The organism is Streptomyces sp. E-08 (genome assembly GCF_049913095.1).
Lineage (GTDB): Bacteria > Actinomycetota > Actinomycetes > Streptomycetales > Streptomycetaceae > Streptomyces.
Genome location: NZ_CP183971.1, coordinates 803,570 through 828,575, shown reverse-complemented (window position 1 = coordinate 828,575; position 25,006 = coordinate 803,570). Strand labels below are relative to the sequence as shown.

24 protein-coding genes and 1 pseudogene are annotated in these 25,006 nt (G+C 74.4%); 12 read left to right on the top strand and 13 right to left on the bottom strand.

Annotation, left to right across the window (positions count from 1 at the left end; genetic code table 11):
* The 5 genes from ACN9MM_RS03925 to ACN9MM_RS03905 all read left to right on the top strand — a co-directional run bounded on the left by ACN9MM_RS03925 (position 1) and on the right by ACN9MM_RS03905 (position 4,960).
* Complete coding sequence (locus tag ACN9MM_RS03925) at positions 1-918, top strand: AAA family ATPase (RefSeq protein ID WP_426362298.1); 918 nt, start codon at positions 1-3, stop codon at positions 916-918.
* A 67-nt stretch (positions 919-985) separates the two neighbouring features.
* Entirely contained in the window at positions 986-1,687 is a 702-nt protein-coding gene (locus tag ACN9MM_RS03920; RefSeq protein ID WP_426362297.1) for a ribonuclease H family protein, read from the top strand.
* Between the two features lie 287 nt (positions 1,688-1,974).
* Positions 1,975-2,658 carry a GNAT family N-acetyltransferase gene (locus ACN9MM_RS03915; RefSeq protein ID WP_426362296.1) on the top strand — a complete coding sequence of 228 codons (684 nt, stop codon included), beginning with the start codon at positions 1,975-1,977 and terminating at the stop codon, positions 2,656-2,658.
* A 278-nt stretch (positions 2,659-2,936) separates the two neighbouring features.
* A complete protein-coding gene (locus ACN9MM_RS03910) occupies positions 2,937-4,040 on the top strand; it encodes an enoyl-CoA hydratase/isomerase family protein (RefSeq protein WP_426362295.1) in 1,104 nt (367 codons plus the stop codon).
* Positions 4,037-4,960, top strand: a complete 924-nt coding sequence (locus ACN9MM_RS03905; protein ID WP_426362294.1) for a glutaminase — start codon at positions 4,037-4,039, stop codon at positions 4,958-4,960. The genes ACN9MM_RS03910 and ACN9MM_RS03905 overlap by 4 nt, the downstream gene beginning before the upstream one ends.
* A 13-nt stretch (positions 4,961-4,973) precedes the next feature.
* Here the strand turns inward: ACN9MM_RS03905 and ACN9MM_RS03900 are convergent, their stop codons facing one another.
* Entirely contained in the window at positions 4,974-5,582 is a 609-nt protein-coding gene (locus tag ACN9MM_RS03900; protein WP_426362293.1) for a TetR/AcrR family transcriptional regulator, read from the bottom strand.
* 94 nt (positions 5,583-5,676) lie between these two features.
* On the opposite strand from ACN9MM_RS03900, the gene ACN9MM_RS03895 reads away from it, so the two are divergent.
* Positions 5,677-6,102, top strand: a complete 426-nt coding sequence (locus ACN9MM_RS03895) for a DUF4345 domain-containing protein (RefSeq protein ID WP_426362292.1) — start codon at positions 5,677-5,679, stop codon at positions 6,100-6,102.
* A 16-nt stretch (positions 6,103-6,118) separates the two neighbouring features.
* Here ACN9MM_RS03895 and ACN9MM_RS03890 read toward each other — a convergent pair whose 3' ends face one another.
* On the bottom strand, positions 6,119-6,811 hold the full coding sequence (locus ACN9MM_RS03890) for a lysophospholipid acyltransferase family protein (protein WP_426362291.1): 693 nt from the start codon (positions 6,809-6,811) through the stop codon (positions 6,119-6,121).
* 198 nt (positions 6,812-7,009) lie between these two features.
* On the opposite strand from ACN9MM_RS03890, the gene ACN9MM_RS03885 reads away from it, so the two are divergent.
* Positions 7,010-7,618, top strand: a complete 609-nt coding sequence (locus tag ACN9MM_RS03885; protein ID WP_426362290.1) for a hypothetical protein — start codon at positions 7,010-7,012, stop codon at positions 7,616-7,618.
* Between the two features lie 145 nt (positions 7,619-7,763).
* Positions 7,764-10,052 carry a protein translocase subunit SecD gene (gene secD, locus ACN9MM_RS03880; RefSeq protein ID WP_426362289.1) on the top strand — a complete coding sequence of 763 codons (2,289 nt, stop codon included), beginning with the start codon at positions 7,764-7,766 and terminating at the stop codon, positions 10,050-10,052.
* A gap of 60 nt (positions 10,053-10,112) precedes the next feature.
* Here secD and ACN9MM_RS03875 read toward each other — a convergent pair whose 3' ends face one another.
* Positions 10,113-10,511: a DUF4440 domain-containing protein gene (locus ACN9MM_RS03875; protein WP_426362288.1), complete on the bottom strand. Its 399-nt coding sequence runs from the start codon at positions 10,509-10,511 to the stop codon at positions 10,113-10,115.
* Positions 10,512-10,599: 88 nt separating this feature from the next.
* The gene (gene mgt, locus ACN9MM_RS03870; protein ID WP_426362287.1) at positions 10,600-11,793 is read right to left on the bottom strand and encodes a macrolide-inactivating glycosyltransferase; all 1,194 of its coding nucleotides are present in this window, start codon (positions 11,791-11,793) and stop codon (positions 10,600-10,602) included.
* A 179-nt stretch (positions 11,794-11,972) separates the two neighbouring features.
* Between mgt and ACN9MM_RS03865 the strand changes: the two genes are divergently transcribed.
* The 3 genes from ACN9MM_RS03865 to ACN9MM_RS03855 all read left to right on the top strand — a co-directional run bounded on the left by ACN9MM_RS03865 (position 11,973) and on the right by ACN9MM_RS03855 (position 15,390).
* Positions 11,973-12,740, top strand: coding sequence for an NPP1 family protein (locus ACN9MM_RS03865; RefSeq protein ID WP_426362286.1), 768 nt, complete (start codon positions 11,973-11,975; stop codon positions 12,738-12,740).
* Between the two features lie 65 nt (positions 12,741-12,805).
* Positions 12,806-14,857, top strand: a complete 2,052-nt coding sequence (locus ACN9MM_RS03860) for a CASTOR/POLLUX-related putative ion channel (protein WP_426362285.1) — start codon at positions 12,806-12,808, stop codon at positions 14,855-14,857.
* Positions 14,854-15,390, top strand: a complete 537-nt coding sequence (locus ACN9MM_RS03855; RefSeq protein ID WP_426362284.1) for a GNAT family N-acetyltransferase — start codon at positions 14,854-14,856, stop codon at positions 15,388-15,390. Before ACN9MM_RS03860 ends, ACN9MM_RS03855 begins: the two co-directional genes overlap by 4 nt.
* Positions 15,391-15,405: 15 nt before the next feature.
* Here ACN9MM_RS03855 and ACN9MM_RS03850 read toward each other — a convergent pair whose 3' ends face one another.
* A complete protein-coding gene (locus ACN9MM_RS03850; RefSeq protein WP_426368666.1) occupies positions 15,406-16,173 on the bottom strand; it encodes a class I SAM-dependent methyltransferase in 768 nt (255 codons plus the stop codon).
* A 129-nt stretch (positions 16,174-16,302) separates the two neighbouring features.
* Positions 16,303-16,446: pseudogene (locus tag ACN9MM_RS03845) on the bottom strand (winged helix-turn-helix transcriptional regulator); the annotation flags it as partial.
* Between the two features lie 204 nt (positions 16,447-16,650).
* Between ACN9MM_RS03845 and ACN9MM_RS03840 the strand changes: the two are divergent.
* On the top strand, positions 16,651-17,301 hold the full coding sequence (locus ACN9MM_RS03840) for a phosphatase PAP2 family protein (RefSeq protein ID WP_426368665.1): 651 nt from the start codon (positions 16,651-16,653) through the stop codon (positions 17,299-17,301).
* 63 nt (positions 17,302-17,364) lie between these two features.
* On the opposite strand, the gene ACN9MM_RS03835 is transcribed toward ACN9MM_RS03840, so the two are convergent.
* Genes ACN9MM_RS03835 through ACN9MM_RS03805 form a run of 7 tightly spaced genes read right to left on the bottom strand, consistent with a single transcriptional unit; the run spans position 17,365 to position 25,004 of the window.
* Positions 17,365-18,690 (bottom strand): glutamate-1-semialdehyde 2,1-aminomutase, encoded by a 1,326-nt coding sequence (locus tag ACN9MM_RS03835; RefSeq protein WP_426362283.1) that lies wholly within the window; start codon positions 18,688-18,690, stop codon positions 17,365-17,367.
* A 7-nt stretch (positions 18,691-18,697) separates the two neighbouring features.
* Positions 18,698-19,249: a dTDP-4-dehydrorhamnose 3,5-epimerase gene (rfbC, locus tag ACN9MM_RS03830; RefSeq protein ID WP_426362282.1), complete on the bottom strand. Its 552-nt coding sequence runs from the start codon at positions 19,247-19,249 to the stop codon at positions 18,698-18,700.
* Complete coding sequence (locus tag ACN9MM_RS03825) at positions 19,246-20,469, bottom strand: polysaccharide pyruvyl transferase family protein (RefSeq protein ID WP_426362281.1); 1,224 nt, start codon at positions 20,467-20,469, stop codon at positions 19,246-19,248. Before ACN9MM_RS03825 ends, rfbC begins: the two co-directional genes overlap by 4 nt.
* A complete protein-coding gene (locus tag ACN9MM_RS03820; RefSeq protein ID WP_382859017.1) occupies positions 20,466-21,413 on the bottom strand; it encodes a glycosyltransferase family 2 protein in 948 nt (315 codons plus the stop codon). Before ACN9MM_RS03820 ends, ACN9MM_RS03825 begins: the two co-directional genes overlap by 4 nt.
* A complete protein-coding gene (locus ACN9MM_RS03815) occupies positions 21,410-22,711 on the bottom strand; it encodes a hypothetical protein (RefSeq protein WP_426362280.1) in 1,302 nt (433 codons plus the stop codon). The genes ACN9MM_RS03820 and ACN9MM_RS03815 overlap by 4 nt, the downstream gene beginning before the upstream one ends.
* Positions 22,708-23,991: a DUF4910 domain-containing protein gene (locus ACN9MM_RS03810; RefSeq protein ID WP_426362279.1), complete on the bottom strand. Its 1,284-nt coding sequence runs from the start codon at positions 23,989-23,991 to the stop codon at positions 22,708-22,710. Before ACN9MM_RS03810 ends, ACN9MM_RS03815 begins: the two co-directional genes overlap by 4 nt.
* Positions 23,979-25,004, bottom strand: a complete 1,026-nt coding sequence (locus ACN9MM_RS03805) for an NAD-dependent epimerase/dehydratase family protein (protein ID WP_426362278.1) — start codon at positions 25,002-25,004, stop codon at positions 23,979-23,981. Before ACN9MM_RS03805 ends, ACN9MM_RS03810 begins: the two co-directional genes overlap by 13 nt.
* Between the last annotated feature and the right edge of the window lie 2 nt (positions 25,005-25,006).

Here is a 25,006-nt window from a genome sequence, read left to right as displayed (position 1 = left end):
GTGCCTGTCGTCCACCTCATGACCGGCCTCCCGGCCTCCGGCAAGACGACGGCCGCCCGCGCCCTCCAGGCCGCCGCCGAGGGCCGGATGCGCCGCGTCAACCTCGACGACCTCCGCGCCATGCTCGACGTCCCCTCGCCGGACCGCGGCCGGTCCCACCAGCACGAGCAGACCGTGCTCGGCATCCAGGACGCGGCCGTCCGCGCCGCCGTCGACGACGGCTTCGACGTGGTCGTCGACAACACGCATCTGACCCCGTACATCCCCAAGCGGCTGAAGGCCGCCGTGGGCGGCCTCGCCACCTTCGCCGTCCACGACTTCACCGACGTCCCCGCCGACGAGTGCGTCCGCCGCGACGCCGCCCGCGACCGGCCCGTCGGCGAGGAGATCATCCGCATCCTCGCCGAGAAGCACGCCAAGGCCACGCGGGGCGGCTGGCGGCTCACCGCGGACTGGCTCAACGACCGCCCCACCGTCGGAGCGCCCTACGTCCCCGACCCGAGCCTGCCCACCGCCGTCCTGTGCGACATCGACGGCACCCTCGCGCTGCGCGTCGACCGCGGCCCGTACGACTTCAGCCGCTGCGACCGCGACCTGATCAACGCCTCCGTGCGCGACGCCCTGCGGGCCTTCCGGCAGAGCCGGCAGGACCGGATCGTCCTGCTGTCCGGGCGCAGCGAGGACCACCGGGCCCTCACCGAGAGCTGGCTCGCCCGCCACGAGGTGCCGTACGACGAGCTGTGGATGCGTCCCTCCGGCGACGGGCGCGGCGACGACCTGGTGAAGGCGGAGCTCTTCGACGCCCATGTCCGCCACCGGTACGCGGTCCGGGTCTCCCTGGACGACCGCGACCGCGTCGTCGCCCTGTGGCGGCGGATGGGCCTGCCCACCTGGCAGGTCAACTACGGAGACTTCTGACCCGGCCCCGGCCGGGCGCCGACGGGGGTGGGACCGCCCACCCCCGCCGGCGTGTCAGGATCGTGGGATGGTGGAGAAGATCATCGCGGCGTGCGACGGCGCGTCGAAGGGAAACCCCGGCCCCGCGGCCTGGGCATGGGTCATCGGCCGCGCCGACGGAGCGATCGACCGCTGGGAGGCCGGCCCCCTCGGCCGGGCGACCAACAACGTGGCCGAACTCACGGCCCTGGAGCGTCTCCTGGAGGCCCTCGACCCGGCCGTGCCCGCCGAGGTCCGCATGGACTCGCAGTACGCCATGAAGGCCGTCACGACCTGGCTCCCCGGCTGGCGCCGCAAGGGCTGGAAGACGGCCTCGGGCACCCCGGTCGCCAACAAGGACCTGGTCGTACGGATCGACGCCCTGCTCACCGGCCGGGACGTCGACTTCGTGTACGTCCCCGCGCACCAGGTCGACGGCGACCCCCTCAACGACGCCGCCGACCGCGCCGCCAGTCACTCCGCCCGGACGCAGGAGCCCCTGGCCTCCGCGGGCGGCTCCGAGCTGCCCCCGGCGGAGCCCGCCGCACGCGCCTCCACGCCCCGGGCGCGCTCCTCTGCGCCCCGTACGGGCTCGCCGAGCGCCGGCGGGGGTCAGGCCCGCAGGACTCGCCCGTCCGGCGGCACCCTGAACGCGAAATTCCCGGGCCGCTGCCGCTGTGGTCGTGCCTACGACAAGGGCGAGACCATCGCCAAGAACGCCGACGGCTGGGGCCATCCCACCTGCGTCTGAGCCGAAGGGCCGTCCGACTGGCGGGCGGCCCCGTCCGGCCCGTGAGACCGTCCGGGCCGGGCGTACCGGAGGCTTCACTCCCGCGTGGACGCGGGTTCTCCCGGGGTTCTGTTCTCGGAGCGGTTGTGGCTGCATACTGATCCTCCTCGCACCCGGTGGCGAACCGTTTTACCTGCTCATTTGTCGTTCTCACGACACTGTCGGCACCGGACGAGAACCCCCTCCTGCTGCCGCCACGGCCTCTCCGTGGTGGTGGTCGTCCCTGCCCGTGAAAGACCCGAGGACCCGTGCCAGTACCTGTTCTCCTGACCGGGCGCTCCGTGCGCCTGGAGCCGCTGGCGATGCGGCACGCCGAAGCCCTCGCCCGGGCCGGCGGGGCGGACCGATCGGCCTACGCCTTCACCCCCGTACCCGACGGCTTCGAATCGGCCCTCGACTACATCGCCCGTGCCCTCACCGATCAGGCGGCAGGCCGGTGCCTGCCCTTCGCCCTGGTCAGTACGGCCGACGAGCGAGTCATCGGCTCGACCCGTTTCCTCGAACTCGACTACTGGCGGGGCCCGCTGGTCTGGCCGCCCGTCCCCGGCATGCCCCACGGCGATCCGCTGACCGCCGTCCCGGACGCCGCCGAGATCGGCAACACCTGGATCGCCGGCGACGCCCGGGGCACCGGGATCAACACCGAGGCCAAGTACCTCATGTTCCGGCACGCCTTCGAGGCGTGGGGGGTGCGGCGCATCACGATGCGCGCCGACGCCCGCAACACCCGGTCCAGAATCGCCATCGAACGCCTCGGGGCGACCTGCGAGGGCATCCGCCGGGCCCACTCCCGCGGCCTCGACGGCGCCGTCCGCGACACGGCCTTCTACTCGGTCCTCGACGAGGAGTGGCCCACCGTCCGGGACATCATCGAGCTGCGCCTGTCCACCCCCCGGCAGGTCCGGATCCCGCAGGACCTGCTGCCCGCCTGAGACCCGGGCGACGGGACGTGGCCACCCGTGGCCACGTCCCGTGCACACCGGTGGGAAACCGGCGTTCGCGCCCCTGTCCCGCCGGTGGTTCCATGGAGGTGACGGGAAGGACTCGGCGTGAGGACGCGGAGCAGCGGCCGTCACCGGACCGCGCACCGCGCAATCAGGATCCGCGAGAAGCGGATGAGTCCTTCCCGCCCCCGCACCCCGTCCCGGGCGGTGCGGCACGCCCCGGTACGGTGGCCGGGACACAGAGCCGTGCCACCCGAAGGGACCGAGTGATCGTGCCGACCGGAACTCCCGACGTGCTCCTCCGGACGGAGGGCCGCGCCGGGTTCATCACCCTGAACCGGCCCCGCGCCATCAACGCGCTCACCCACGCCATGGTCCGCGCCGTCGACGGCGCGCTCACGGACTGGGAGCACGATCCGGCCGTCACCACGGTCGTCATCGAAGGCGCCGGGGAGCGAGGCCTCTGCGCCGGCGGCGACATCCGCGCCATCCACGACGACGCGCGCGCCGGGGGCTCCGCCTCCGCGGCCTTCTGGCGGGACGAGTACCACCTCAACGCCCGCGTCTCCCGCTACCCGAAGCCCTACGTCGCCCTCATGGACGGCATCGTGATGGGCGGCGGCGTCGGCGTCTCCGCGCACGGCTCCGTCCGCGTCGTCACCGAACGCTCCCGGGTCGCCATGCCCGAGACCGGCATCGGCTTCGTCCCCGACGTCGGCGGCACCCACCTCCTCGGCCGCGCCCCCGGCGAGCTCGGCACCCACCTCGCCCTCACCGGCGCCCCCGTCGGCGCCGCCGACGCGATCCTCACAGGCCTCGCCGACGCCTTCGTGCCCTCGGCCGAACTGCCCGCCCTGGCTCGCGACCTGACGGACCTGCCCGCCGGGGAGGCCCTCGCCCGGCACGCCGTCGCCCCGCCGGCCGGCGTCCTCGCCGAGCAGCGGGAGTGGATCGACGCCTGCTACACCGCCCCGACCGTCGAGGAGATCGTCGAGCGCCTCTTCGAGAGCGGGGTGCCCGCCGCGAAGGAGACGGCCGAGACCCTCCTCGGGCGGTCCCCGGCCGCTCTCAAGGCGACCCTGGCCACCCTCCGCCGCTCCCGTGCCCTCGCCTCCCTGGAGGAGGTCCTCGACCTGGAGTACCGGGTCTCCTGCGCGGCCCTCACCACCCCGGACCTCGTCGAGGGCATCCGGGCCCAGGTCGTCGACAAGGACCGCGACCCCCACTGGACCCCCGCGACCCTCGCCGAGGTCACGGAGGCCGACGTCGCCCGCTACTTCGCCGTGCCGGACGGCGGCGATCTCGGCCTGGCCGCGGCGCTCTCCGCGCCGGCCGGGGCCGCCGACCGGGGCGCCCGGGGCGGCGCGTGACCGCGAACACCTCCTTCCAGCCCGTCCTCGACCGCATCGCCGAGGAGCTCACGGAGCTCACCGACCGGGGTACGCCGGCCGACTACATCCCCGCGCTCGCGGCGGGTGACCCGCGCGACTTCGGCATGGCCGTGGCGGAGCTCGACGGCACGGTCTACGGCGTGGGGGACTGGCGCCGCCCGTTCTCCACGCAGTCCGTCACCAAGGTCTTCACCCTCGCGCTCGCCCTCGCCGGAGAGGGCGACGCACTGTGGGCGCACGTCGGCCGGGAACCCTCCGGCGACCCGTTCAACTCCCTCGTCCAGTTGGAGTACGAACACGGCATCCCCCGCAACCCGTTCATCAACGCCGGCGCGCTCGTCGTCACCGACCGGCTGCACCGCCTGACCGGCGACGCCTCCGGAACCCTGCTCTCCTTCCTGCGCGCCGAGAGCGGGAACCCTGAGCTCGCCTTCGACACCGGGGTCGCCGACTCCGAGGCGGCCCACGGCGACCGCAACGCGGCCCTCGCCCACTTCATGGCCTCCTACGGCAACATCACGGGCCCCGTGCCCGAGCTGCTGACCGAGTACTTCCGCCAGTGCTCGCTGGAGGCCTCCTGCGCCGACCTCGCCCTCGCCACCGGCTTCCTGGCCCGGCACGGGCTCCGCGCCGACGGCAGCCGTCTGCTGACCCGCAGTCAGGCCAAGCAGGTCAACGCCGTGATGCTCACCTGCGGCACGTACGACGCGGCCGGTGACTTCGCCTACCGGGTGGGGCTCCCCGGCAAGAGCGGCGTCGGGGGAGCGGTCGTCGCCGTCGTCCCGGGCCGCTGCACCCTCTGCGTGTGGAGCCCGGGCCTGGACAGGCGGGGCAACTCGGTGGCGGGCGTGACCGCTCTCGACCGCTTCACGACCATCACGGGCCTGTCGGTCTTCTGAGGGGCGCGGCCGGTCAGCGGGGCCAGTCGGGAGCCGGGTCCTCGTCGAGCAGGGGCCGGAGGCCGCCCACGACCGCGCCGACGCACACGTCGCGCAGTTCGGTGCGGGTGCAGGTCTCGCGGGTGAGCCAGTCCACGCACAGCACCTGCACGAAGACCAGCCAGCTCTTCAGGACGCCCGACACGGCCTCCCTCGTCCGGTCGTCGGCGAGCGGCAGCACGCCGAGCAGGCGTTCCCGCAGGGCGTCGAGTTCACCGGTGATGATCGTCTGGACGAGGCGGTCGCCGGCCAGGACGCGGTTCGCCGCGAGAACGGTGTGGCGGTTCTCCGCGAAGTACGCGATGTGCGTGTCGAGGCCCTGCGTCAGCTGCTCGACCAGGGTGTCGGCGGGGTCGAGCCGCGTCTGCGCGAGGAGTTGCTCGGAGGCCTCCTGGTAGAGCGCGGCGAAGAGGTCCCGCTTGCCGGGGAAGTGCTGGTAGAGGAGGGCGCGGGAGACCCCGGCCCGCTCGGCGACCTCCTCCATCAGCACCTCGTCGTACGGCAGGGCCGCGAAGAGCCGGGCGGCGACGTCCAGGAGCTGGGCGCGGCGTTCGGCGGGGCTGAGGCGTCGGCGGGGAGGCACGCCGCCATGCTACTTGACATGTGTCCAGTAAGGGGCCGTACGCTGACGCCGGCGCCACTACTGGACGCGTGTCTACTTGATGGGGGTCGCGGGCATGACCAGAGCCAAGGCACTTCGGGGACTCGTCCTCGCCATGGGGTACGCGTGCGTGGCGATCGGACTCCTCCACGTCCTGCTCGGCAACGCCGCGATTCCCGGCGCCGAGTCGGCCGGTCCGACGGTCGACAGCCTCGGCCGGTTCTTCGGCGCGACCTTCGCCGGGTACGGGCTCGCCTGGCTCTGGGCGGCGCGACGGTCGCCGATCCCCGCCGGGGCCGTACGGGCCCTCACCGCCGTGTTCCTGCTGGGAGCGCTCGGGAGGCTCCTCTCCCTCGCCGTGGAGGGACGGCCGCACGGGTTCCAGCTGGCGCTCGGCGCCCTCGAACTCGCCCTGTCCCCGCTGCTGTTCTGGCTGGCGGACGCGGACGCGAGGGTACGGGCCGAGGCCCCGCCGGCGCGCGTCCAGGACGGTCCCGCCTGACGGAGGCCTCCGGCGCTCAGCCCCGCGGACCGGCCGTCCGTCCCCCGCCGACGAGGGCCGCCGGCTCGCCCAGCGCCCCCGCGGCCGTCCGCCAGGCCTCGGTCACGGCGCCGTGCGCCAGCTCCGTCGCGGCGGCCACGTCGTCCGGCAGACGCAGCGGCGTCCCGATGTGGACGTGCAGGCCAGGCCTGCGCACGGGTGCGGTGAGCACCCCCGCGAGCTGCTTCGCCCGCCCGCCCGAGGTGATCCGCCGCGCTCCGGCCTGGCCGATCGGCACGACCGGCGCGCCCGTGGCCCGCGCGAGCCGCGCGAGGCCCGTACGGAACGTCTCGGGCGGGTTCTCGGCGGCGTCCCGGCGCGGCGGGATGCGCCCCTCCGCGTACAGCATCACGTTCCGCCCCGAGGCGAGCGCGACCGCCGCGTGGTCGAGCGCCGCGGCGGCGCGCGCCGAGTTGCGGTGGACGGGCACATGGCCCTCGCGGGTCAGCGCCCGGCCGAGGACCGGGATCCGCCACAGGCCGGACGTGGCCAGCAGGACGGGCTCCACGGCCAGCCGTCTGCGGAGCGCGGCCAGGACGAGTGCCGGGTCGGCCAGCGAGGTGTGGTTCACGACGAGGATGCTGCCCGGCTCGACACGGGCCCCGGGGTCCGAGGTGACGGTCAGCCGCCCGAAGAACGGGACGACGTGGGCGGCGATGCGGCTGAGCACGGGAGGCCCCCTGGAGGCGAGGCGGTACGGTGACGGACCCATCGTCCCGGGACCCCGCGGCCCCGGACATGAGCATCCGTACTCAACCGCCGGGCACGGCCCCGTACTCAACCGTCGTGCGTACCCGCTGCCCGGCCGCCCGGCGCCCCGCATAGGCTGAGGCCGCACGGACGATCACGAGGCGACGGGGAGGGCACGGTGGGCGGTTCGGCTCGGCGCCTCGCGACCCTCGTTCCCGCGATCCTGTGCGTGCTCTGGTCCCTGCTCGCCGTCCCGTCCTCGACGGAACCGCCGCGGGACCTGCGCACGGCGGACGCCGTCCGGCAGACCGTTTTGCGGGACCCCGTCCCGGCGAGCCCCGGACGTCACGCCCTCCGCGGGGCGGGCGCCGTCGCACAAGGGGACGCCTCGTCGGGCGCCGTCGCACAGGGCGGCATCTCGGCCGGCTCCGTCGCGCACGCCACCTCGACGGGCGCCGTGCGCGCGGCGGCCCTTCCGTTCGCGAGCACCTCGCCCCAGGGCACCCCGCCCGTGGGTGTCCCCCCGCACGCCGCCGCCCACGGCGTACCCCGAGCGGCCCCCCAGGAGCCGCAGCTCTCCGCCGCCGCCGTCGTGGGTCTCCCGGCCGCCGTCGAGAACCCCGTACGGTTCCCGGCCGCGCCCGCCGCTCCGGCCGCCGCGCCCACCGCCCCCTCCGTACCCGCGCGCGGCCTCCTCGAAGGCGACCCGCGCCGCGAGCGCGCGCCGCCCGGCGGCGCCCACGGCCCGCGCGTACCGCGCGGCCCACCCTCCACCCGGCACAGCTGACGTCCACCCGCGTCGCCGTCCGGGTCCCCGGCATGCCCACGGACCGGTCCTCGACGCGCATCCGACCGCACCCCCGCACGGACCGCGGGCGCCCGTCTCCCGGAGGCGGTGCCCGCCGGGCCGTGCGCCCGCCCGTGGAGAACCCATGTCCTCTCGTGCCTCGCTCCGGCGCGCGCTCCTCGCGCTCGCCGTCGTCGCGCTCTCCCTCTGGATCACCCTGACCACCCCGCCGCGCCTCGGACTCGACCTGCGGGGCGGCACCCGCATCGTCCTGCAGACCGAGGACGGACCCACCACCCGCGCCGACGCCGCGGCCACCGACCGCGCCCTGGAGGTCCTCCGCAAGCGCGTGGACGGCCTCGGCGTCGCGGAACCCTCCCTGGCCCGCTCCGGCGAGCGCCGCATCGTCGTCGAACTCCCCGGACTGCGCGACCCGCGCCAGGCGGCCGAGACGATCGGCCGCACGGCGCAGCTCACCTTCCACGCCGTCACCGGCGCCTCCCAGGGACCCGCCCGACCGGCCGCCGCCGACGGGACGCGCGTCCTGGCGGACCCCGACACCCCGGGCGGCTTCCTCGCCCTCGCCGCGCCCGCCCTCACCGGAGACGGCGTCAAGGGCGCCGAGGCCGTCCTCGACACCGTCACCGTCCGAGGCTGGACCGTCGACCTCTCCTTCCGCGACCGCGCCGCGGACGGCTGGGCCAAGCTGACCGGCGCCGCCGCCTGCGCCGCCCCCGCGGACCCGGCGCGCCGCGTCGCCATCGTCCTCGACGACCGGATCGTCTCCGCGCCCGGCATGCAGGCCGGTGTCCCCTGCGGGGCGGGCATCGGAGGCGGCTCCGCACAGATCACCGGGGGCTTCTCCGGGGAGGAGGCACGCGACCTCGCGGCGCTCGTCGAGGGCGGCGCGCTGCCCGTACCGGTGACGACGGTCGAGCAGAGCACCGTGGGCCCGACGCTCGGCGCCGAGGCGATCCGGGCCAGTGCCCTGGCCGCCGTCATCGGCCTGGCGTGCACGGGCCTGTTCGTGATGGTCGTCTACCGGCTCCTCGGCGTCCTCGCGACCGTCGCGCTCCTGATGTACGGACTGATCTCGTACGCCGCCGTGGTCGCCCTCGGCGCCACCCTCACCCTGCCCGGCCTCGCCGGCTTCGTCCTCGCCGTCGGCATCGCGGTCGACGCGAACGTCCTCGTCTTCGAACGGGCCAGGGAGGAGTACGCCCTGCTGGGCCGGGCGGCCGGGCAGGATCTGCGGAGGCCGGTCGCGACGGCGTTCGGCAAGGTGTGGAGCGCCGTCGCGGACTCCCACGTCACCACCCTGCTCGCGGCCGGCCTGCTGTTCGTCTTCGCCACGGGACCCGTCAAGGGCTTCGGCGTGACGCTCGCGATCGGCGTCCTCACCTCGCTGATCACCGCGATGGTGATCACCCGGCTCCTCGCCGACCTGGCACTCCGTCTGCCCGCCGTCCGCCGGCGGCCCGCGCTCACCGGCATGGCCGCGCTCGGCCGGCTGCGGACCCGGCTCACCCGCCGGGTACCGCGCCTCATGGACCACCGGCGCCGCTGGCTGACAGGCTGCGCCGGACTGCTGCTCGTGGCCCTCGCCGGAATCGGCGTGCGGGGAGTGGAGTTCGGCGTCGAGTTCACCGGCGGCCGGGTCGTCCAGTACGCGGCCGAGCGCCCGGTGGACGCCGACACGGCCCGTACGGCCGTCACGGCAGCCGGCTTCCCCGACGCCGTCGTGCAGACGACCGGCGACGGCGACGTCTCGGTGCGCGTCCGCGAGACCGGGGACGGCGAACAGCGGGAGATCAGCGAGGCGCTCACCCGGATCGCGGGACCGGTGACGGTCGAGCGCGACGACCTGATCGGCCCGAGCCTCGGCGGGGAGCTGCGCACCCACGCCCTCCTCGCGCTCGGCCTGGCCGTGGCGGCCCAGCTGCTGTACCTGACGGTGCGGTTCCGCTGGACGTACGCGACGGCGGCCGTGGCCGCGATGGCACAGGACGTGCTGCTGGTGGTCGGTCTGTTCGCGTGGCTGGGCAAGCCGGTGGACAGCGTCTTCCTCGCGGCGCTGCTCACCGTCGTCGGGTACTCGGTGAACGACTCCGTGGTCGTCCTCGACCGGCTCCGCGAACTGCGGCGCCGCGGCGGGGGCGTGCCGCTCGCCGACCTCGCCGACCGGGCCGTCGCCCAGACCCTGCCCCGCACGGTCAACACCGGCATGGGCGCGCTGTTCGTCCTGGTGGCCCTCGCGGTCCTGGGCGGGGACTCGCTCACGGACTTCTCCGTGGCCCTGCTCGCGGGCGTCGTCCTCGGCATGGCGTCGACGGTGTTCACGGCGATGCCGCTGGCCGTCGCCCTGGAGACCCGCCACCCGGCCCCGGCCGTCACCGCGCCGCACCGGCGCGCGGGGGCCGGAGCGGTGGTCTGACGGCGGCCGGTCCGTCGCCCGCCCCGCCCGGGCGGGGCGGGCGACGGACCGGCGTCCCGGTCAGGTGTGGTCGAACCAGGAGAAGGCCGCGATGCGCCAGCCGTCCGGCGTCCGGACGAACTGGATCGTCTTGGTGCCCTCGCCCTCGTACGGCTTCCCGTCGAAGACCCCCGACTTGCGGTAGGTGCCGAACCGTGAGGCGACGTCCCTCTCGACCCGGGTCTCCTCGGAGGTCTCCCACTCGGAGAACTCGACGAGCCGTCCGCTGGAGAGCAGTTGCGCGCGGGGCTCCACGAACTCCTCCACTGAGTACGCGGTGAAGGTGGGCGCGGTGCAGATGATGACGCCCTGGGGCAGGACGAGCCGTCGGATCCGGTCCACGTCGGCGGCTTTGCCGCCCCGGTTGTCGAACGCGCCGTAGAACTCGGCGGTCACCCGGTCAATCTCGGTCTTGGACATGACATGACCCTACGCCTCGCCCCGCCCGGCCCTCCTCGCTCGGTCGGGCACGGCATCACGCGGACTCCGCGTCCGGTGCGGTGCGGCGTCACGCGAGCTCCGCCTCGATCAGGTCCGCGGCGCGGAGCGTGCCACCCTCACGGGCCATCGACTCCTGGATCTCCCGTGCGCGGCGCGCCACTTCGGGGTCGCCCAGGAGTCCGAGCACGGCCTCGCGCAGGCGCTCGGGGGTCACCTCGTCCCTGGGCAGGTGGCGCGCCACGCCCAGCGACTGGAGCATGTCGGCGTTCCCGAACTGGTCGACGGCCTGCGGCACGGCGACCATGGGGGTGGCGGTGGCGAGCCCCTCCTGGCTGCCGCCCGCGCCCGCGTGGGTCACGAAGGCGTCGGCCTGCCGCAGGATCGCCAACTGGGGGACCCAGGAGTGGACTTCGACGTTCGGCGGAAGCTCGCCGAGCTCGGCCGGGTCGACGAACCTGCCGATCTGCAGGACGACGTGCCAGCCCGGCAGTCCGGCGAAGGCCGCCACGCAGTCCCGGTAGAAGCCGGGCTGCTTGGTGAAGGAGGAGCCGAGCGAGACCAGGACCACCTTCTCCGCCCCCGTCGGCCGCCGCCACTCGCCCTGCCCGGCGCGGGCGCCCTGGCAGGCGCCGACGAAGGTGTACACGGACTCGTCGACCCGGTCCGCGTGCGGCTGGAGGGCCCGGGGGATGAGGACGACCGCGCGGCGCGGCCGGGCGACGAACCGGTCGGGATCGGTGTCGAGCCCGTGCCCGGCGAGCCACTCCGTGAAGCGCGCGTAGTACGCCCGGCCGCGCGGTGAGGCCTTGAGTCCGGCGGTCATCGGCTCGGCGACCTCTTCCTCGTACCCCTCCCACGGCACCAGGTTCGGCCACAGCGAGACGGCGGGCACGCCCCAGGTGTGGGCGAGGACGGGGGCGGGGTACGAGGTGATGTCGTGGAGCACGAGGTCCGGCCGGTCGCCCTCGAAGGCCTCGGCGAGCTGCGGCAGTGCCTGCGTCGCGTCGGCGAGGAACGGTTCGAGGTTGTCGATCAGCTCGGTGCCCCAGGCGTCCGGGTCGTCGTCGGTCGGCAGGGTGGAGCCGTAGACGACGGGCGTGGCCCCCGTCTCGGCGACCTTCTCGGCGAAGGACGCGGGGACGGCGTAGCTGACCCGATGGCCCCGGGCGACGAGCTCGCGGATGACCTCGAGGCTCGGGTTCACGTGGCCGTGGGCGGCGATGGAGAACATGGCGATGTGTGCGGGGGATGCGGTGGTCATGACGGCCACAGTAGGCGAGACGATACGTATCGTCTACTCGATTCGAGTCTCCCCTGGAGGGCGTACGCCGCCCCGATTTGCGGGAGATCCTCGTGCCGCGCGACGACGCGACCCTCGCGCGCGTGGGGTGTACATGCCAAGATGCGGTTCGGTCCACGCCCACCGACCCAGGGGACGCAGTGAAGACACCCGCGTACGCCACCAGGGGCGCGCTCGCCCTCGCAGGCGCCCTCGCGCTGATCATCGCCCTCCCGAGCAGCGCGCTCGCCGCACCGCCCACCGCCCTGCCCGCCGACGCCGACGGCCTGGAGCAGACCTTCCAGCCGGCGTTCGACTACGACACGGACGGCTGCTACCCCACCCCCGCCATCGGCCCCGACGGAACGCTCAACGGCGGCCTCAAGCCCTCCGGCGCGCTCAACGGCCAGTGCCGTGACGCCCCGGACCTCACGAACACCAACGGGTACGCGCGCGCGAAGTGCAACAACGGCTGGTGCGCCATCATCTACGGGCTCTACTTCGAGAAGGACCAGGCCGTGGCCGGCAGCGGCCTCGGCGGACACCGGCACGACTGGGAGCACGTCGTGGTCTGGGTGCAGAACGACCAGGCCCAGTACGTCTCCACGTCCGCCCACGGCGACTTCAACGTCTACGGCCGCGACCGGATCCGCTGGGACGGCACCCACCCGAAGGTCGTCTACCACAAGGACGGCATCGGCACCCACTGCTTCCGCCCGGCGAACACGAACGACGAACCGCCCGAGAACCACCAGCACACCTGGCAGTTCCCGAGTCTCGTCGGCTGGAACGGCTACCCCGCCGGCGTCCGCGAGAAGCTCACGCAGGCGGACTTCGGCAGCGCGGTCTTCGGCCTCAAGGACGGCAACCTCGCCTCGCACCTGGCCAAGGCGAAGCCCGCCGGCATCCCCTTCGATCCGTACGCGTGATCACGAAGGGATGAATATGCCCGGATGTCGCCCCGCCGGCCACGGCGGGGCGACACCCTGCTGACGTGCGACAAGAAGACAAAAAGGTCGTTCCCGGGCAGCGTGAGGCCGCCCCGGGCCCCGTTCCCGGCCGGACCGGGGAAACCCGGTCTCCCAGGACCGCGCCGCAGGGCCGGATTCCCCGCCGGCGTCACCGGAACCACTCCGCCGAGGAACGCCTCCGCTACTGGTTCGACACCACCCTCACCCGGGGCACCGCCGCGCTCTGCGGCTGGCTGGCCCTCGTCTGCCTGGCGCTCGTCGTCCCCGTCAGCACGGTCCTCGCCTGGACCGACCAGCACACCCCCGCCTCCCTCGGCTCCAGGATCGCGGCCGTGTGGCGCAACACCGGACAGACCATGCGCCTGGGCGGCGAGGTCGGCCCGCCGCTGCGCGTCGCCCTGTCCGTACTCCTCGCCCTGATCGCGCTCTTCTACGTCTCCACCCTGGTCAGCCTCATCACCACCGGCCTCACCGACCACCTCATCGCCCTCAACCGGGGCCGCGCCAGGATCCTGGAGCGCGGACACACCGTCGTACTCGGCTGGTCCGAACAGATCCCCACCGTCGTCTCCGAACTCGTCGCCGCACGCACCGACCGGCGCCGCAGAGTCGTCGCGGTCCTCGCCGACCGCGAGAAACCCGCAATGGAGGAGGACCTCCAGGCCACTGTCGGTGGCACGGGCCGCACCAGGATCGTCTGCCGCACCGGCCGGCCCACCGATCCCGCCGCACTCGGCCGCGTGAGCCCGGCGACGGCCGACTGCGTCCTCGTCCTGCCCCGTGACGACCCCCGCGACGACGCCGAGGTCGTCAAGACCCTGCTGTCCCTCGCGGCGGCGGTGGGGGAGAAGGAACCCGTCCGGGTCGTCGCCGCCGTCCGCGACGACCGCTACCTCACCGCGGCCCGTCTCGCCGGCGGACCCCGGGCCACCGTCCTCGACATGGACGACATCGCCGCGCGGCTCCTCGTCGACTGCGCGCGGCAGCCCGGACTCTCCCATGTCCACCAGGAACTCCTGGACTTCGCGGGGCACGAGTTCCACACCGTCCGGGAACCGGGCCTGCCCGGCCGCATCTTCGCCGAGGCGGCCCGCGCCTGCCCGGTGTCGACCGCCGTCGGCATCGTCCACGGCGACGGCACGGTCGCGCTCAACCCGCCCCGCGCCACGCCGCTCCTCGCCGGGGACGCCCTCCTCGTGATCGCCGAGGACGAACGGTCGACCCGGCTGTCGGTGACCCCCGCACCCCACGACCCGACGGCGTTCCCGCACGAAGCGCCCGACGTCCCCGTACGACCCGAACGCTTCCTCCTCCTCGGCTGGAACCGCCGGGCACCCCGGATCGTCGCCCAACTGGCCCTCCGCACACCGCCCGGGTCGGCCCTCGACGTGGTGGCCGAGCCGCGCGGCGCCACCCTCGCCGGCATCCGGGCCGTCGCCGCGGCCTCCGGCCCGGGCCTCACGGTGCTCCACCGGCCCGGCGACCCCACGCTGCGGGGGACCACGGACGCGCTGGAAGCCGCCGACCACGACGCCGTGATCGTGCTCGGCCCCGACCACCGGCCCGGCCACCCCGACCCGGACGACCGCACGCTCGTCACGCTCCTCCACCTCAGGGCCCGGGAACGGGCGAGCGGCCGCCGGATCCCCGTCGTCACCGAGATGACCGACGACCGCAGCCGGCTCATCGCACCGCGCGCCCCCGGCGACGACTTCGTCGTCAGCGGCCGGCTCATCGGACTCCTGATGACCCAGATCTCCCAGAGCCCCCACCTCGGCGCCGTGTTCGAGGAACTCCTCGCCCCCGGCGGCAACTCCCTCCACCTCCGTCCCGCGGCCCACTACGTCAGGACCGGACGCACCGCCTCGTTCGCCTCCGTCGCCGCGTCGGCCGCCCGCCAGGGCGCCTGCGCCATCGGGTACCGCTCCCACTCCCGTACCCCGAGCGCCCCCGACCACGGCGTGCGCCTCAACCCGCCGAAGGCGCACGTCCGTCACTGGCATCCGGAGGACCTGGTCGTGGTGATCGACGGGACCGGGCCACCCCTCGGGCGTGCGGTAGGTTGCCCGCCATGACCGAACTCGGACCTGACACCTGGCCTCCCGCCCCGATACGGACCGAACGCCTCGTCCTGCGTGAGTCCGCGGCCGAGGACCGCGCCGCGTTCCTCGACCTGTTCTCCTCGCCGGAGGTGGGCACCTACGTCGGTGGCCCCCGGCCGCGCGAGGAACTCGTCCGCACGATGCCGGAGGTGCCCGGTCGGCGCCCCGGGGCCTTCGTGATCGAGCTCGACGGGGCGATGATCGGCGTGATCACCCTCGACCGCCGCGCCGCGGAGCGCCGCGGGCACGTCCGCCCCGAGGGTGGCGAGACCGAGCTCGGCTACATGCTCCTGCCGGAGGCGTGGGGACGCGGGTACGCCGCCGAGGCGTGCGCGGCGGCACTCGACTGGTGCGCCGTGGCGCGCCCCGGCGAGCCCGTGGTCCTCACCACGCAGACGGCCAACGACCGTGCCGTGCGCCTGGCGGTGAAGCTCGGGTTCAGCGAGGTGGAACGGTTCGAGGAGTACGGCGCCGAGCAGTGGTTCGGCGCCCGGTACCCGGCCTGACCGACACGACACCTCCTACGTCCGCGAGGAAGGCTTCCGGGCCTCGATCAGGGTCCGTGCGGAGTGGGCCACGAACGGTCCCTCCGCCCGGATCCGGGCGTCCAGGTCGCGCAACCGGGGGATCTGACCCTCGACGGTGAACCCCGGCACGATCCAGATGACCTTGCGCAGGAACCAGACGACGGCGCCGATGTCGTCGAACTCCATGCGCAGCCGCTCGGCGCGCACGTCCACGACGTCGAGACCGGCCGCCCGGGCCGCCGAGGTCTCGTCGTCGGGATGGCGCTGCAGGGCCGCCTCGGGCTGCGGCCCGAGGAACCACTCGACCAGCTCCCAGACGCTGGCGGGCCCGACGTGCTGGGCGAGGTAGGTGCCGCCCGGCCGCAGGACGCGGGCGATCTCCGCCCACCACACGGTGGCCGGGTGCCGGCTGCTCACGAGGTCGAAGGCGGCGTCGCCGAAGGGCAGTGGCGGCTCGTCGGGATCGGCGACGACGACCACGCCCCGGGGGTGGAGCCGCGCCGTGGCCCGCGCGACGTTGGGCGGCCACGACTCGGTGGCCGCCATGGTCGGCGGGAGCACCGGGACCCCGCCCAGGACCTCCCCGCCGCCCGTCTGGATGTCGAGTCCGGCCGAGACGCTCGCCAGCCGTTCGCCCAGGAGCCGCTGGTAGCCCCAGGAGGGCCGTTCCTCGCTCGCCCGGCCGCCGAGCCAGGAGAAGTCCCAGCCGTCGACCGAGGCCGCGGCGGCCTCGGCGACGAGCTCTTCGAAGGTGCGTGTCATGCCTTCATGATCGCGCCAGGGGTGGTGAACCGCACGCACGTCACGCTTCCCCGCCCCCGGCCGGTGCGCCGGCGGCGGGACGGCGGGGACTCTGCGCACGACGGAGCCGTCAGGGACGTACTCCCGGTAGGCGCTGCCGTCCGAGGCGGGCACGGACTCCAGGACCCCGCCGGCGACCAGGTCGCGCAGGCGCGCGGCGAGGATGTTCTTCGCCACGCCGAGGCCGCGCTGGAACTCCCCGCACCGGCGGCTCCCGTCGAAGGCGTCCCGCACGATCAGCAGCCCTCACCCGCACCGGCACGTCGCCCCGGGACGATCTCGCGCACTCCTGAACCGCCCGACGTCCAGGCTGACTTCGGCGTGCCGCGGCCCGGGGTTGGCTAGGGTGACGGGACTAGGGGGAGTCGCGACACGACGGGGGAGCGCACGGTGGATCGCCTGGCCGAAGCGGACGTGGAACCGGGCCCGGCCCGGCAGGTGACCGGAAGACCGGGGCGTACGGTGCTGCCGGCCGAACTACGCGCCTGGTGCGGAGCGCTCGCGGCGCTCGCCGCACTCGCGGTCGGCCTGCTCGGGATCCGGTACGCCGGCGACGGCGCGCCCAGCGCGGTGGACACGCGGCTCCAGGCGGCGGCGGACGGGGCGGGGCCGTGGCGATACGACCTCGCCCACGCCGTGGACTTCCTGGGGGAACCGGCCGGAGCGGCGCTGCTGGTCGCGGCCACCGCGGCGGTCTGCCTGCTGCTCCGGCGCCCGCGCGCGGCGGTCTTCGTATTCGCCGCGGTCGGCCTGAGCGTGGTGACGGCGACGCTGCTCAAGCGCCTGGTGGGACGCACCATCCACGGCGGGTACCTGTCCTTCCCGAGCGGGCACACCGCCTTCCTCACCGCGTTCGCCCTCGCGGTGGCGCTGCTCGTGACGGGCAGACCGGGCCTCGGCAGGGCGGCCGGCACGTCGTTCGTCCTCGCCGCGGGGCTGGCCGCGGGCGCCGTGATGGGCTGGGCGCAGGTCGTCCTGGGCGCGCACTACCCGACGGACACCCTGGGCGGCTGGTGCACGGCGCTCGCGGTGGTGCCGGCGACCGCGTGGCTCGTCGACCGCGTCGCGGGCCGGGAGGACCGCCCCTGACGCCGTGGCACGTCAACGGCCCGCCCCTGACGCCGTGTCACGTCAGGGACGGGCCGCCGCACCTCACGCCAGGCGGCGGAACACGGGCTTCACCGGCCTCCCGCCCAGCCAGGGGGCCGGGTCCCCGGCGTCCAGCGCCTTCCGGTACACCGCGCACGCCTCGGCCACCACCTCGACGGTCCGGTCGATGTCGGCGTCGTCGAGCGCGCTGCTCACCACGAACGACGGGGCGAGGACCCCGCCCGCGAGGAGCTGCCGGAGGAACAGGGTGCGGTACTCCTGCGACGGCCGCCCCCGCTCGTCGAGGGTCGCGAAGACCAGGTTGCTGGCCCGGCCCCGTACGAGGACGTGGTCGCCGACGCCCGCGCCGGCCGCGACCTCGCGGACACCGGCGGCCAACCGCTCGCCCAGGGCGTGCAGTCGCGCGGTGACGCCCTCCTCCACGTAGGTGGTCTGCACGGCCATCGCGGCGGCGAGCGCGTGGGTCTCCGCACCGTGCGTGGTGGACAGCAGGAACACCCGGTCGCCGGAGTGGCGCAGCCCGCCCCGCTCCATCAGCTCGCGGCGCCCGGCCAGCGCGGAGACGGCGAACCCGTTGCCCAGCGCCTTGCCGAACGTCGAGAGGTCGGGGACGACCCCGTACAGACCCTGCGCGCCCGCCTCGGACCAGCGGAAGCCGGAGATCATCTCGTCGAAGACCAGGACGCAGCCGTGCCGGTCGGCCAGCTCGCGCAGCCCGGTGAGGTACCCGGGCGGCGGCTCGGTGTGTCCGGCCGGTTCGAGGATCAGGCAGGCGACCTCCCCCTCGTACCGGTCGAGCAGCTCCCGCGTGGCGGCCAGGTCCCCGTAGGGGAAGGCCACGGTGAGCTCGGTGGTCGAGGCCGGAATGCCCGCGGACATGGGCGTGGTGCCGATGAACCAGTCGTCGACCGAGAAGAACGGATGGTCGCCGCAGACCGCCACGCGCGAACGCCCGGTGACCGCGCGGGCGAGCCGCACCGCGGCGGTCGTGGCGTCGGAGCCGTTCTTCGTGAACTTCACCATCTCGGCCGTCGGCACCGTTGCCAGGAAGCGTTCCGCGGCCTCGACCTCCAGGACGGACGGCCGGACGAAGTTGCCGCCGCGGTCGATCTCCCGTCGCACCGCCTCGACCACGCGCGGGTGGGCGTGGCCGAGGCTGACCGACCGCAGGCCGGAGCCGTACTCGATGTACTCGTTGCCGTCGACGTCCCACACATGGGCGCCCCGGCCGTGGCTGATGACCGGGGCCAGGTGCTCGGGGTACTGGTCGTCGCCCTTGGCATAGGTGTGCGCGCCCCCGGGGATCAGGGCGTGCAGCCGCTCGTTCGCCTCGCGCGACCGGGGCAGGTGGAGCTCTTCGGTGTTCACGCTGATCTCACTTCTCCGCTTGCTTCAGGGCCTCGGCGAGGCGCGGCGCCTCCCGGTCCCGCTGGGACATCGAGGTGGCCGGCAGCGGCCAGGGAATGGCGAGTTCCGGGTCGTCGAAGGCGATCGTCACGTCCTCGGCGGGATCGTGGAGGCGGTCGATCCGGTACGAGGTGTCGGCGGTCTCGGTCAGCGCCTGGAAGCCGTGCGCACACCCGGCCGGGATGTACAGGGTCACCTGGGTCTCGCCGGACAGCTCGAACGAGGCGACGTTGCGGTAGGTCGGCGAGTCCTTCCGCAGGTCGACGACGACGTCGAAGATCCTGCCGTACGAGCAGCGCACCAGCTTGGCCTCGCCGGCGCCCGAGCGCAGGTGCATGCCGCGCAGCACGCCCCGGACCGAGCGGGACACGCTGTCCTGGACGAAGGAGTCCGGGTCGAGGCCCACCGAGCGGACCACGTCGGCGTCGAACGTGCGGCAGAAGAAGCCGCGTTCGTCGGCGTACGGCGTCGGCTCGAACAGGTAGGCGCCGGAGATCTCCGGGACCTCGGTCGCTTTCATGGAGTCTCCCGCGGGGTGGGGGCGTGGGCAGGGTCGGTCTTCGGGAACAGCGCCGCGGTCAGGGCGGTGAACTGGTGCTCCAGGAGCCGGGCGGCGGCCGCGTTCCGCTCGGCGAGCGTCCGGCGCAGGTCCGCCGCGTTCTTCTCCAGCTCCCGGAACTGCTCCAGGAGGCGGCCGGGGTCGACCTCGCGGGCCGGGTGGCAGTACGCGGCGAGACCCATGCCGGCCATGAGGGCGTCGCTCTTCGCCGCGTAGCTGAGCGCGAGCGTCGGCGTTCCGGCCTTCAGGGCGCAGACCAGGTTGTGGTAGCGGGTCGCGACCACCGTCCCGGCGGCCGCCGTCTCCTTCATCAGGTCGGCGAGGGAGGCCGCCTCCGCGGCGGTGACCAGCGGCGAGTCCACCGCGTCGAGGATCGCGGCGACCACCGGCGCGTCGCACGCGTCACCCGTGAGCAGCCGGACCGGCCTGCCCTCCTCGACGAGGGAGCGGACGAACCGGGTCGTCCCGTCGAGGTACCGCCGGTGGATCTCCTCGGCCCGGGGACGGTCGTCGTTGCCCCCGTGGAAGTCCATCACGCCGACGCACACGAGACCCGCCGGGGCCGGGGGCCCGGGGGACGGCGGCGCCGGCAGGGCGAAGGCGAGGTCCGGGTGGACCTCGTCGCGCGCGGTGTCCACCCCCATCGCCCGCATCGCGTCGCGGGACTGGGCGTCCCGGTACGACCGATGGGTGGCGAGCCGCGCCGACCAGCGGACCAGGGCCCGCGTCGCCCGGTCGCCGATCGGCCCCGCGCCGACGCCCGCCAGCGCGACCCGGGTGCCGAACAGCCGGCCGGACGCGCACAGCAGGAACAGCGCGTACGGGAAGCCCCACGGCCGCAGCGGCAGCGTGGCCTCCAGGACGCCCATGCCCGGCACGATCACCACGTCGTGCCGGCGCACCCAGGAGGCGGTGCGGAAGGCATCGACGACCTTGCCCAGACCCTTCCCGGCGATCGCGCCCGCGCGGGACGCGGTCCGGTACTCCCCGCGGTACCAGTGCAGTCGCGTCGCGGGGATCCCGTACCGGGCCGTCACGGCCTCGGGGCCACCGCACAGCGCGTCCACGACCGCCCCGGGGTGCTCGGCGCGGAGGTAGCCGAGCACCGCCTCCAGGGACCCGTCGTTGCCGAGGTTCCCGGAGCCGAGCAGGCCGAACACCCCGACCCGTACCGGAGTCACCCCTGCCTCCCCTCGCGCCCCGCCACGAGGTCGTCGACGGAGACGCCGAGCCGGGCCGGGTCGACCGGGGTGCGGTCCTCGACCCGCTCGCCCGCGCCGGGCCGGGCCCTGCTGGTCGCCCACGCGGCGAGGTGGCCGTAGCAGGCGCGGCGGTCGGCGGCGGAGAGCGGCGCCCGCTGGATCGCCGAGACGAAGCCCCAGACGTACTCGGCGAGCAGCCGGGGCGTCGGGTGCAGCGGGCCCGAGCGGCGCGGGTCCAGGTTGACGCACCGGGAACGCTTGGACGGGTTGGCCCGCTCGGCGCGCGTCGGGTGGTCGCGGCGGAAGTACAGCAGCTCCGGCACCTGGTGGAACGGCCCGTGCAGGCCGATCTCGGAGACGAACGTGCGGTCCGCGTGGTGGTAGCTGTCGTGCGGCTTCACCCGGCGCAGCACATCCGCCCGCATCACCCCGTAGAAGTCGTCGCCGCCGGGCTCGAACAGCATGCTGCGGAACCGCTCCGGCGCCGACGGGGAGGCCGTCGCGAGCGTGTACTCGTACGGCACCTTCACCTGGCCGTCCTCGTCGATGACCGCCTGGTCGGCGTGGGCGAGGATCACCTCCGGCCGCTCGTCGAGCGCCTCCACGCAGCGCCGCAGCAGGTCCCGGGCGTACAGGTCGTCGTGCGAGGCCCACTTGAACAGCTCGCCGCGGCACTCGGTGAACACGTAGTTGTGGTTGGGCGCGGCGCCGATGTTCCGGGGCAGCCGGATGTACCGGATGCGGGAGTCCTTCTCGGCGTACCGGAGGCAGATGTCCCGGGTGCCGTCGGTCGAGGCGTTGTCCGAGATGACCAGCTCGAAGTCCTCGTACGTCTGTCCGAGCAGGGCGTCGAGGGACTCGGCGAGGTACTCCTCGCCGTTGTAGACGGGCAGGCCGATGCTCAGCCGGGGTCGGGCGGTCATGAGGTCCTCACTTCGGGAATGGAGTTCTGGTGGTGCTCCCGCAGGGCGGAGCGCAGCTGCAGCCACCACACGGCCGAGCTGCAGACGGTCGCGGCGGCGACGCCCCAGGCGGAGCCGACCGTGCCGGCCGCGACCGCCCCGCCGAGTCCGCCGGTGACGTAGCAGGCGGAGGCGATCAGCTGGCTGCGCAGGCTGCGCCGGGCCGCGCCGAGCGCGCGGAGCCCGGCCGCCGCGCCGGTGCCGAGACCGGCGCCCGCGACGCCGACCGTCACCGGCACGATGAGCTCCGAGGCGGCGCTCCAGACGTCGCCGAGCACGAGCTGGCCCGCCCCGTCCGGAACGAGCAGCAGCGCCCCGCCCCAGAGCAGCGCGGCGACGGCCTGCCCGCCGCCGAGGAGAAGACAGAAGGCGCCGAGGCGGTGCGGGGCCCGCCGCAGCACCCGCGCCGCCTCCGCGACGGTGACCAGGGACAGACCCATCAGCACGGCGAGGAACGGGCCGAGCAGGAGCTCGGCGCCCCGGACCACCCCCACCGCGCCGACCCCGACGATCGCGCCGAGCCCGTACGCCCGCAGCTGGCTGGCGCCGCTGTTGGTGACGTTCTCGACGAGGTACCGGGAGCCGAGGTCGCGGTGCTCGCGCAGCCACGCACCCGCTCCCGCCGGCCGGGGCCGGATGCCGGACTGGAACCAGCCGTACGCCGCGGCCACCGCGGCGGAGACGCCCCAGGCGAGCACGAAGGCCGCCACGCTGCCCACGCGGGCCGCCACGACCATGGCCGGGACGAGCGCGACGGCCCACACCATGTCGTTGACGAACGCCTTGCGCCCCGCGCCGGCGGCGAAGAAGGCGAACCGCCACGCGTCCTGCAGCAGCAGCCCCGGCAGGACGACGCCCAGGCAGGCGAACGCGGTCCCCACCCGGCCGCCGAGGGCGAGCCCGAACAGCAGGGACCCCGCGCCGAGAGCGGCGCCGACGCCGAGCGCCGTACCCGACGAGCGGGCCACCGCCGCGCGCCAGGACGCGGCCGGCACCCCGCTGAAGCGCACCACGAGCGGGTCGGTGGCCAGGCCACGGGAGACGTTCAGCACCACGCCGTACGTCACCCAGGCCAGGCTGAAGACACCGAAGGCGGTGAGCCCCAGCGAGCGCGCCACGTAGATCCCCACCGCGAAGTTGGAGATGCTGGAGGCCGCCTGGTCGGCCAGTCCCCAGGACAGCCGTCCCGCGACGGCCCGCTTGGCGGACCGCCGGCCCGCCGGTGTCGTCGTCTCCTCCTCGGTGGTCATCGGCGTCATGCCTTGATCAGCCCGGCGGCGGCCAGGGCGTCCGCCGCGGCGGCGACCGTGTCGAACGGCAGCCCGGACCGCTCGGCGACGTCCAGCAGACCGTGCTCGCCGTCGGAGAGGCTGAGCACCCAGAGCATGGCCATCTGGGCCTCCTTGGTGTCGCTCCGGCCGCCGAGCGCGTCGTACAACCCCCTTCTGCCGAGCTGGGGTTCGCCGTACGGACTGAGGTTGACGTACCGGCGGTTGCGGTCGAGCACGGCGAAGGCCTCGCGGCAGACGGCGAGCGTGTCCGCCATCGCCTCCGGGGAGACGAAGTCCGGGTTGTCCGCCGAGGTGTGGTACTCGGGGTAGCCCGCGTACGGGGTCCGGCTGAGCGACCCCACGCCGAGGTCGAACCCCGGCGAGCAGTACTGCCGCTCGTCGTAGCCGTACGGCGTGAACTCGTTGACGCTGTGCGGGCGTTCGGACGTGCGCAGGACGTGGCCCATCACCCGGTCGATCTCCGCGTCGCCGCGCCTGCTCCGCTTGTACGTCAGCTGTCCCGAGTCGCCCGCGCAGGCCAGCACCAGGCCGTGCTTCACCCGGTCCACCCGCTCCGCGTTGCGCGCGAGCCAGGTGATCGCCCCGATGGTGCCGGGCGCGTAGATGAACCGGTAGGTGTAGTACGGCGTCCGCTCCGCCAGCGCACGCGCCAGGAACGTCGCCACCGCGATGCCCGCCAGGTTGTCGTTGGCCAGCGACGGGTGGCAGACGTGGCAGGAGACGATCACCTCCTCGGCGACCTGCCCCGGGACGACGTGCTCGGCGTAGGTCAGGTGGCCGTCGGCGAGCGTGGAGTCGATCCGCACCTCGTACTCGCCGTCCGGCAGCGCGTCCAGGGTCTCCTGGGCCAGGCAGAACCCCCACTCGGGCTTGTAGTAGCTGGTGCGGTACGGCACCCAGCCCGGGTGCTCCGGAAGGGTGTACAGGTGCTCGCGCAGCTCGGACAGCGGCATCGTCGCCGACACCGGCACGCTGTAGCCGAGCACGTGCAGGCTGGACGCGGCGAAGTCGACGACCCGCCGCCCGGAGGCGTCGGCGACGTACGCGTCCCGGATGTTCCACTCCTGCGGCACCGTCCAGTCGAGGACCTGCGTCCCGGTCGGCACCTCGTGCACCCGCAGCGGGACGTACTCGCCGACGATGTCCAGGGTGGCGCGCACCCCGTCCCCGGTGATGCTCCGGCAGAGCGGGTACAGCCGCTCCACCAGCGCGTGCATCTCCTCGCCGACCTCGGTCACCGGCGCCACCGCAGCGTGTCGTCGACGGAGCCGGCGTCGGACGCCGAGCGCAGCACGGCCAGGCGGGTGAAGCGACGCTCGAAGGCCTCCCGGGTCAGGACGTGCTCCCGGTAGGCGTCGGCGAGTTCGAGCGCGCCCCGCTTCACGGTCCACTCGGTGTCGAAGCCGGGGATCGCGGCGCGGAACCGGGAGAAGTCCACCCGGTACGACCGGGGGTCGGCGCCCGTCTCCCCGGTGATGACCACCTTCGCGCCGGCCACGGCCTCGGCGACCTGCCCGGCGATCTCGGCGACCGTGACGTTGTTGACCTCGCTGCCGATGTTGAAGGCCCGGTCGTGCACGGCCTCCTTCGGCGCGGTCAGCGCGGCCGTGAAGGCCCGCGCGATGTCGGCGGCGTGCACCAGCGGGCGCCAGGGGGTGCCGTCGGAGAGCACGAGGACCTCGCCGGACAGCAGGGCGTGGCCCACCAGGTTGTTCAGCACGATGTCGGCGCGCAGCCGCGGCGAGTAGCCGAAGGCGGTCGCGTTGCGCATGTACACCGGGGTGAAGTCGTCGTCGGCGAGGGCGTGCAGATCGTCCTCCACGCGCACCTTGGACTCCGCGTACGGCGTGACCGGCCGCAGCGGGGCGTCCTCGCCCACCAGGTCGTCGCCCCCGGCGGCGCCGTACACCGAGCAGGTCGAGGCGTACAGGAAGCGGCTCGCGCCGGCCTCGCGGGCCAGCCGGGCGAGGCGTACGGACGCGTGGTGGTTGATGTCGTAGGTGAGCTCCGGCGCCAGCGAGCCCAGCGGGTCGTTGGAGAGCGCCGCCAGGTGGATGACGGCGTCCACCCCGGCCACGTGCTCGGCCGTGATGTCGCGCAGGTCCACCCGGTGCCCCGGAGGGTCGGCGGGCTGCGGGCCGAGGACGCAGTCGGCGAACAGGCCGGCGTCGAGACCGACGACCTCGTGCCCGGCGGCCGCGAGGACGGGAGCCATGACGGTGCCCAGGTAGCCCTGGTGTCCGGTCAGCAGTACGCGCAAGG

What these genes read in the sequence shown, in the direction of transcription:
- ACN9MM_RS03920 (WP_426362297.1), top strand. Translation starts at nt 986, where the DNA reads ATGGTGGAGAAGATCATCGCGGCGTGCGACGGCGCGTCGAAGGGAAAC.
- ACN9MM_RS03895 (WP_426362292.1), top strand. Translation starts at nt 5,677, where the DNA reads ATGACCAGAGCCAAGGCACTTCGGGGACTCGTCCTCGCCATGGGGTAC.
- secD (WP_426362289.1), top strand. Translation starts at nt 7,764, where the DNA reads ATGTCCTCTCGTGCCTCGCTCCGGCGCGCGCTCCTCGCGCTCGCCGTC.
- ACN9MM_RS03875 (WP_426362288.1), bottom strand. Translation starts at nt 10,511, where the DNA reads ATGTCCAAGACCGAGATTGACCGGGTGACCGCCGAGTTCTACGGCGCG.
- mgt (WP_426362287.1), bottom strand. Translation starts at nt 11,793, where the DNA reads ATGACCACCGCATCCCCCGCACACATCGCCATGTTCTCCATCGCCGCC.
- ACN9MM_RS03855 (WP_426362284.1), top strand. Translation starts at nt 14,854, where the DNA reads ATGACCGAACTCGGACCTGACACCTGGCCTCCCGCCCCGATACGGACC.
- ACN9MM_RS03850 (WP_426368666.1), bottom strand. Translation starts at nt 16,173, where the DNA reads ATGACACGCACCTTCGAAGAGCTCGTCGCCGAGGCCGCCGCGGCCTCG.
- rfbC (WP_426362282.1), bottom strand. Translation starts at nt 19,249, where the DNA reads ATGAAAGCGACCGAGGTCCCGGAGATCTCCGGCGCCTACCTGTTCGAG.
- ACN9MM_RS03820 (WP_382859017.1), bottom strand. Translation starts at nt 21,413, where the DNA reads ATGACCGCCCGACCCCGGCTGAGCATCGGCCTGCCCGTCTACAACGGC.
- ACN9MM_RS03815 (WP_426362280.1), bottom strand. Translation starts at nt 22,711, where the DNA reads ATGACGCCGATGACCACCGAGGAGGAGACGACGACACCGGCGGGCCGG.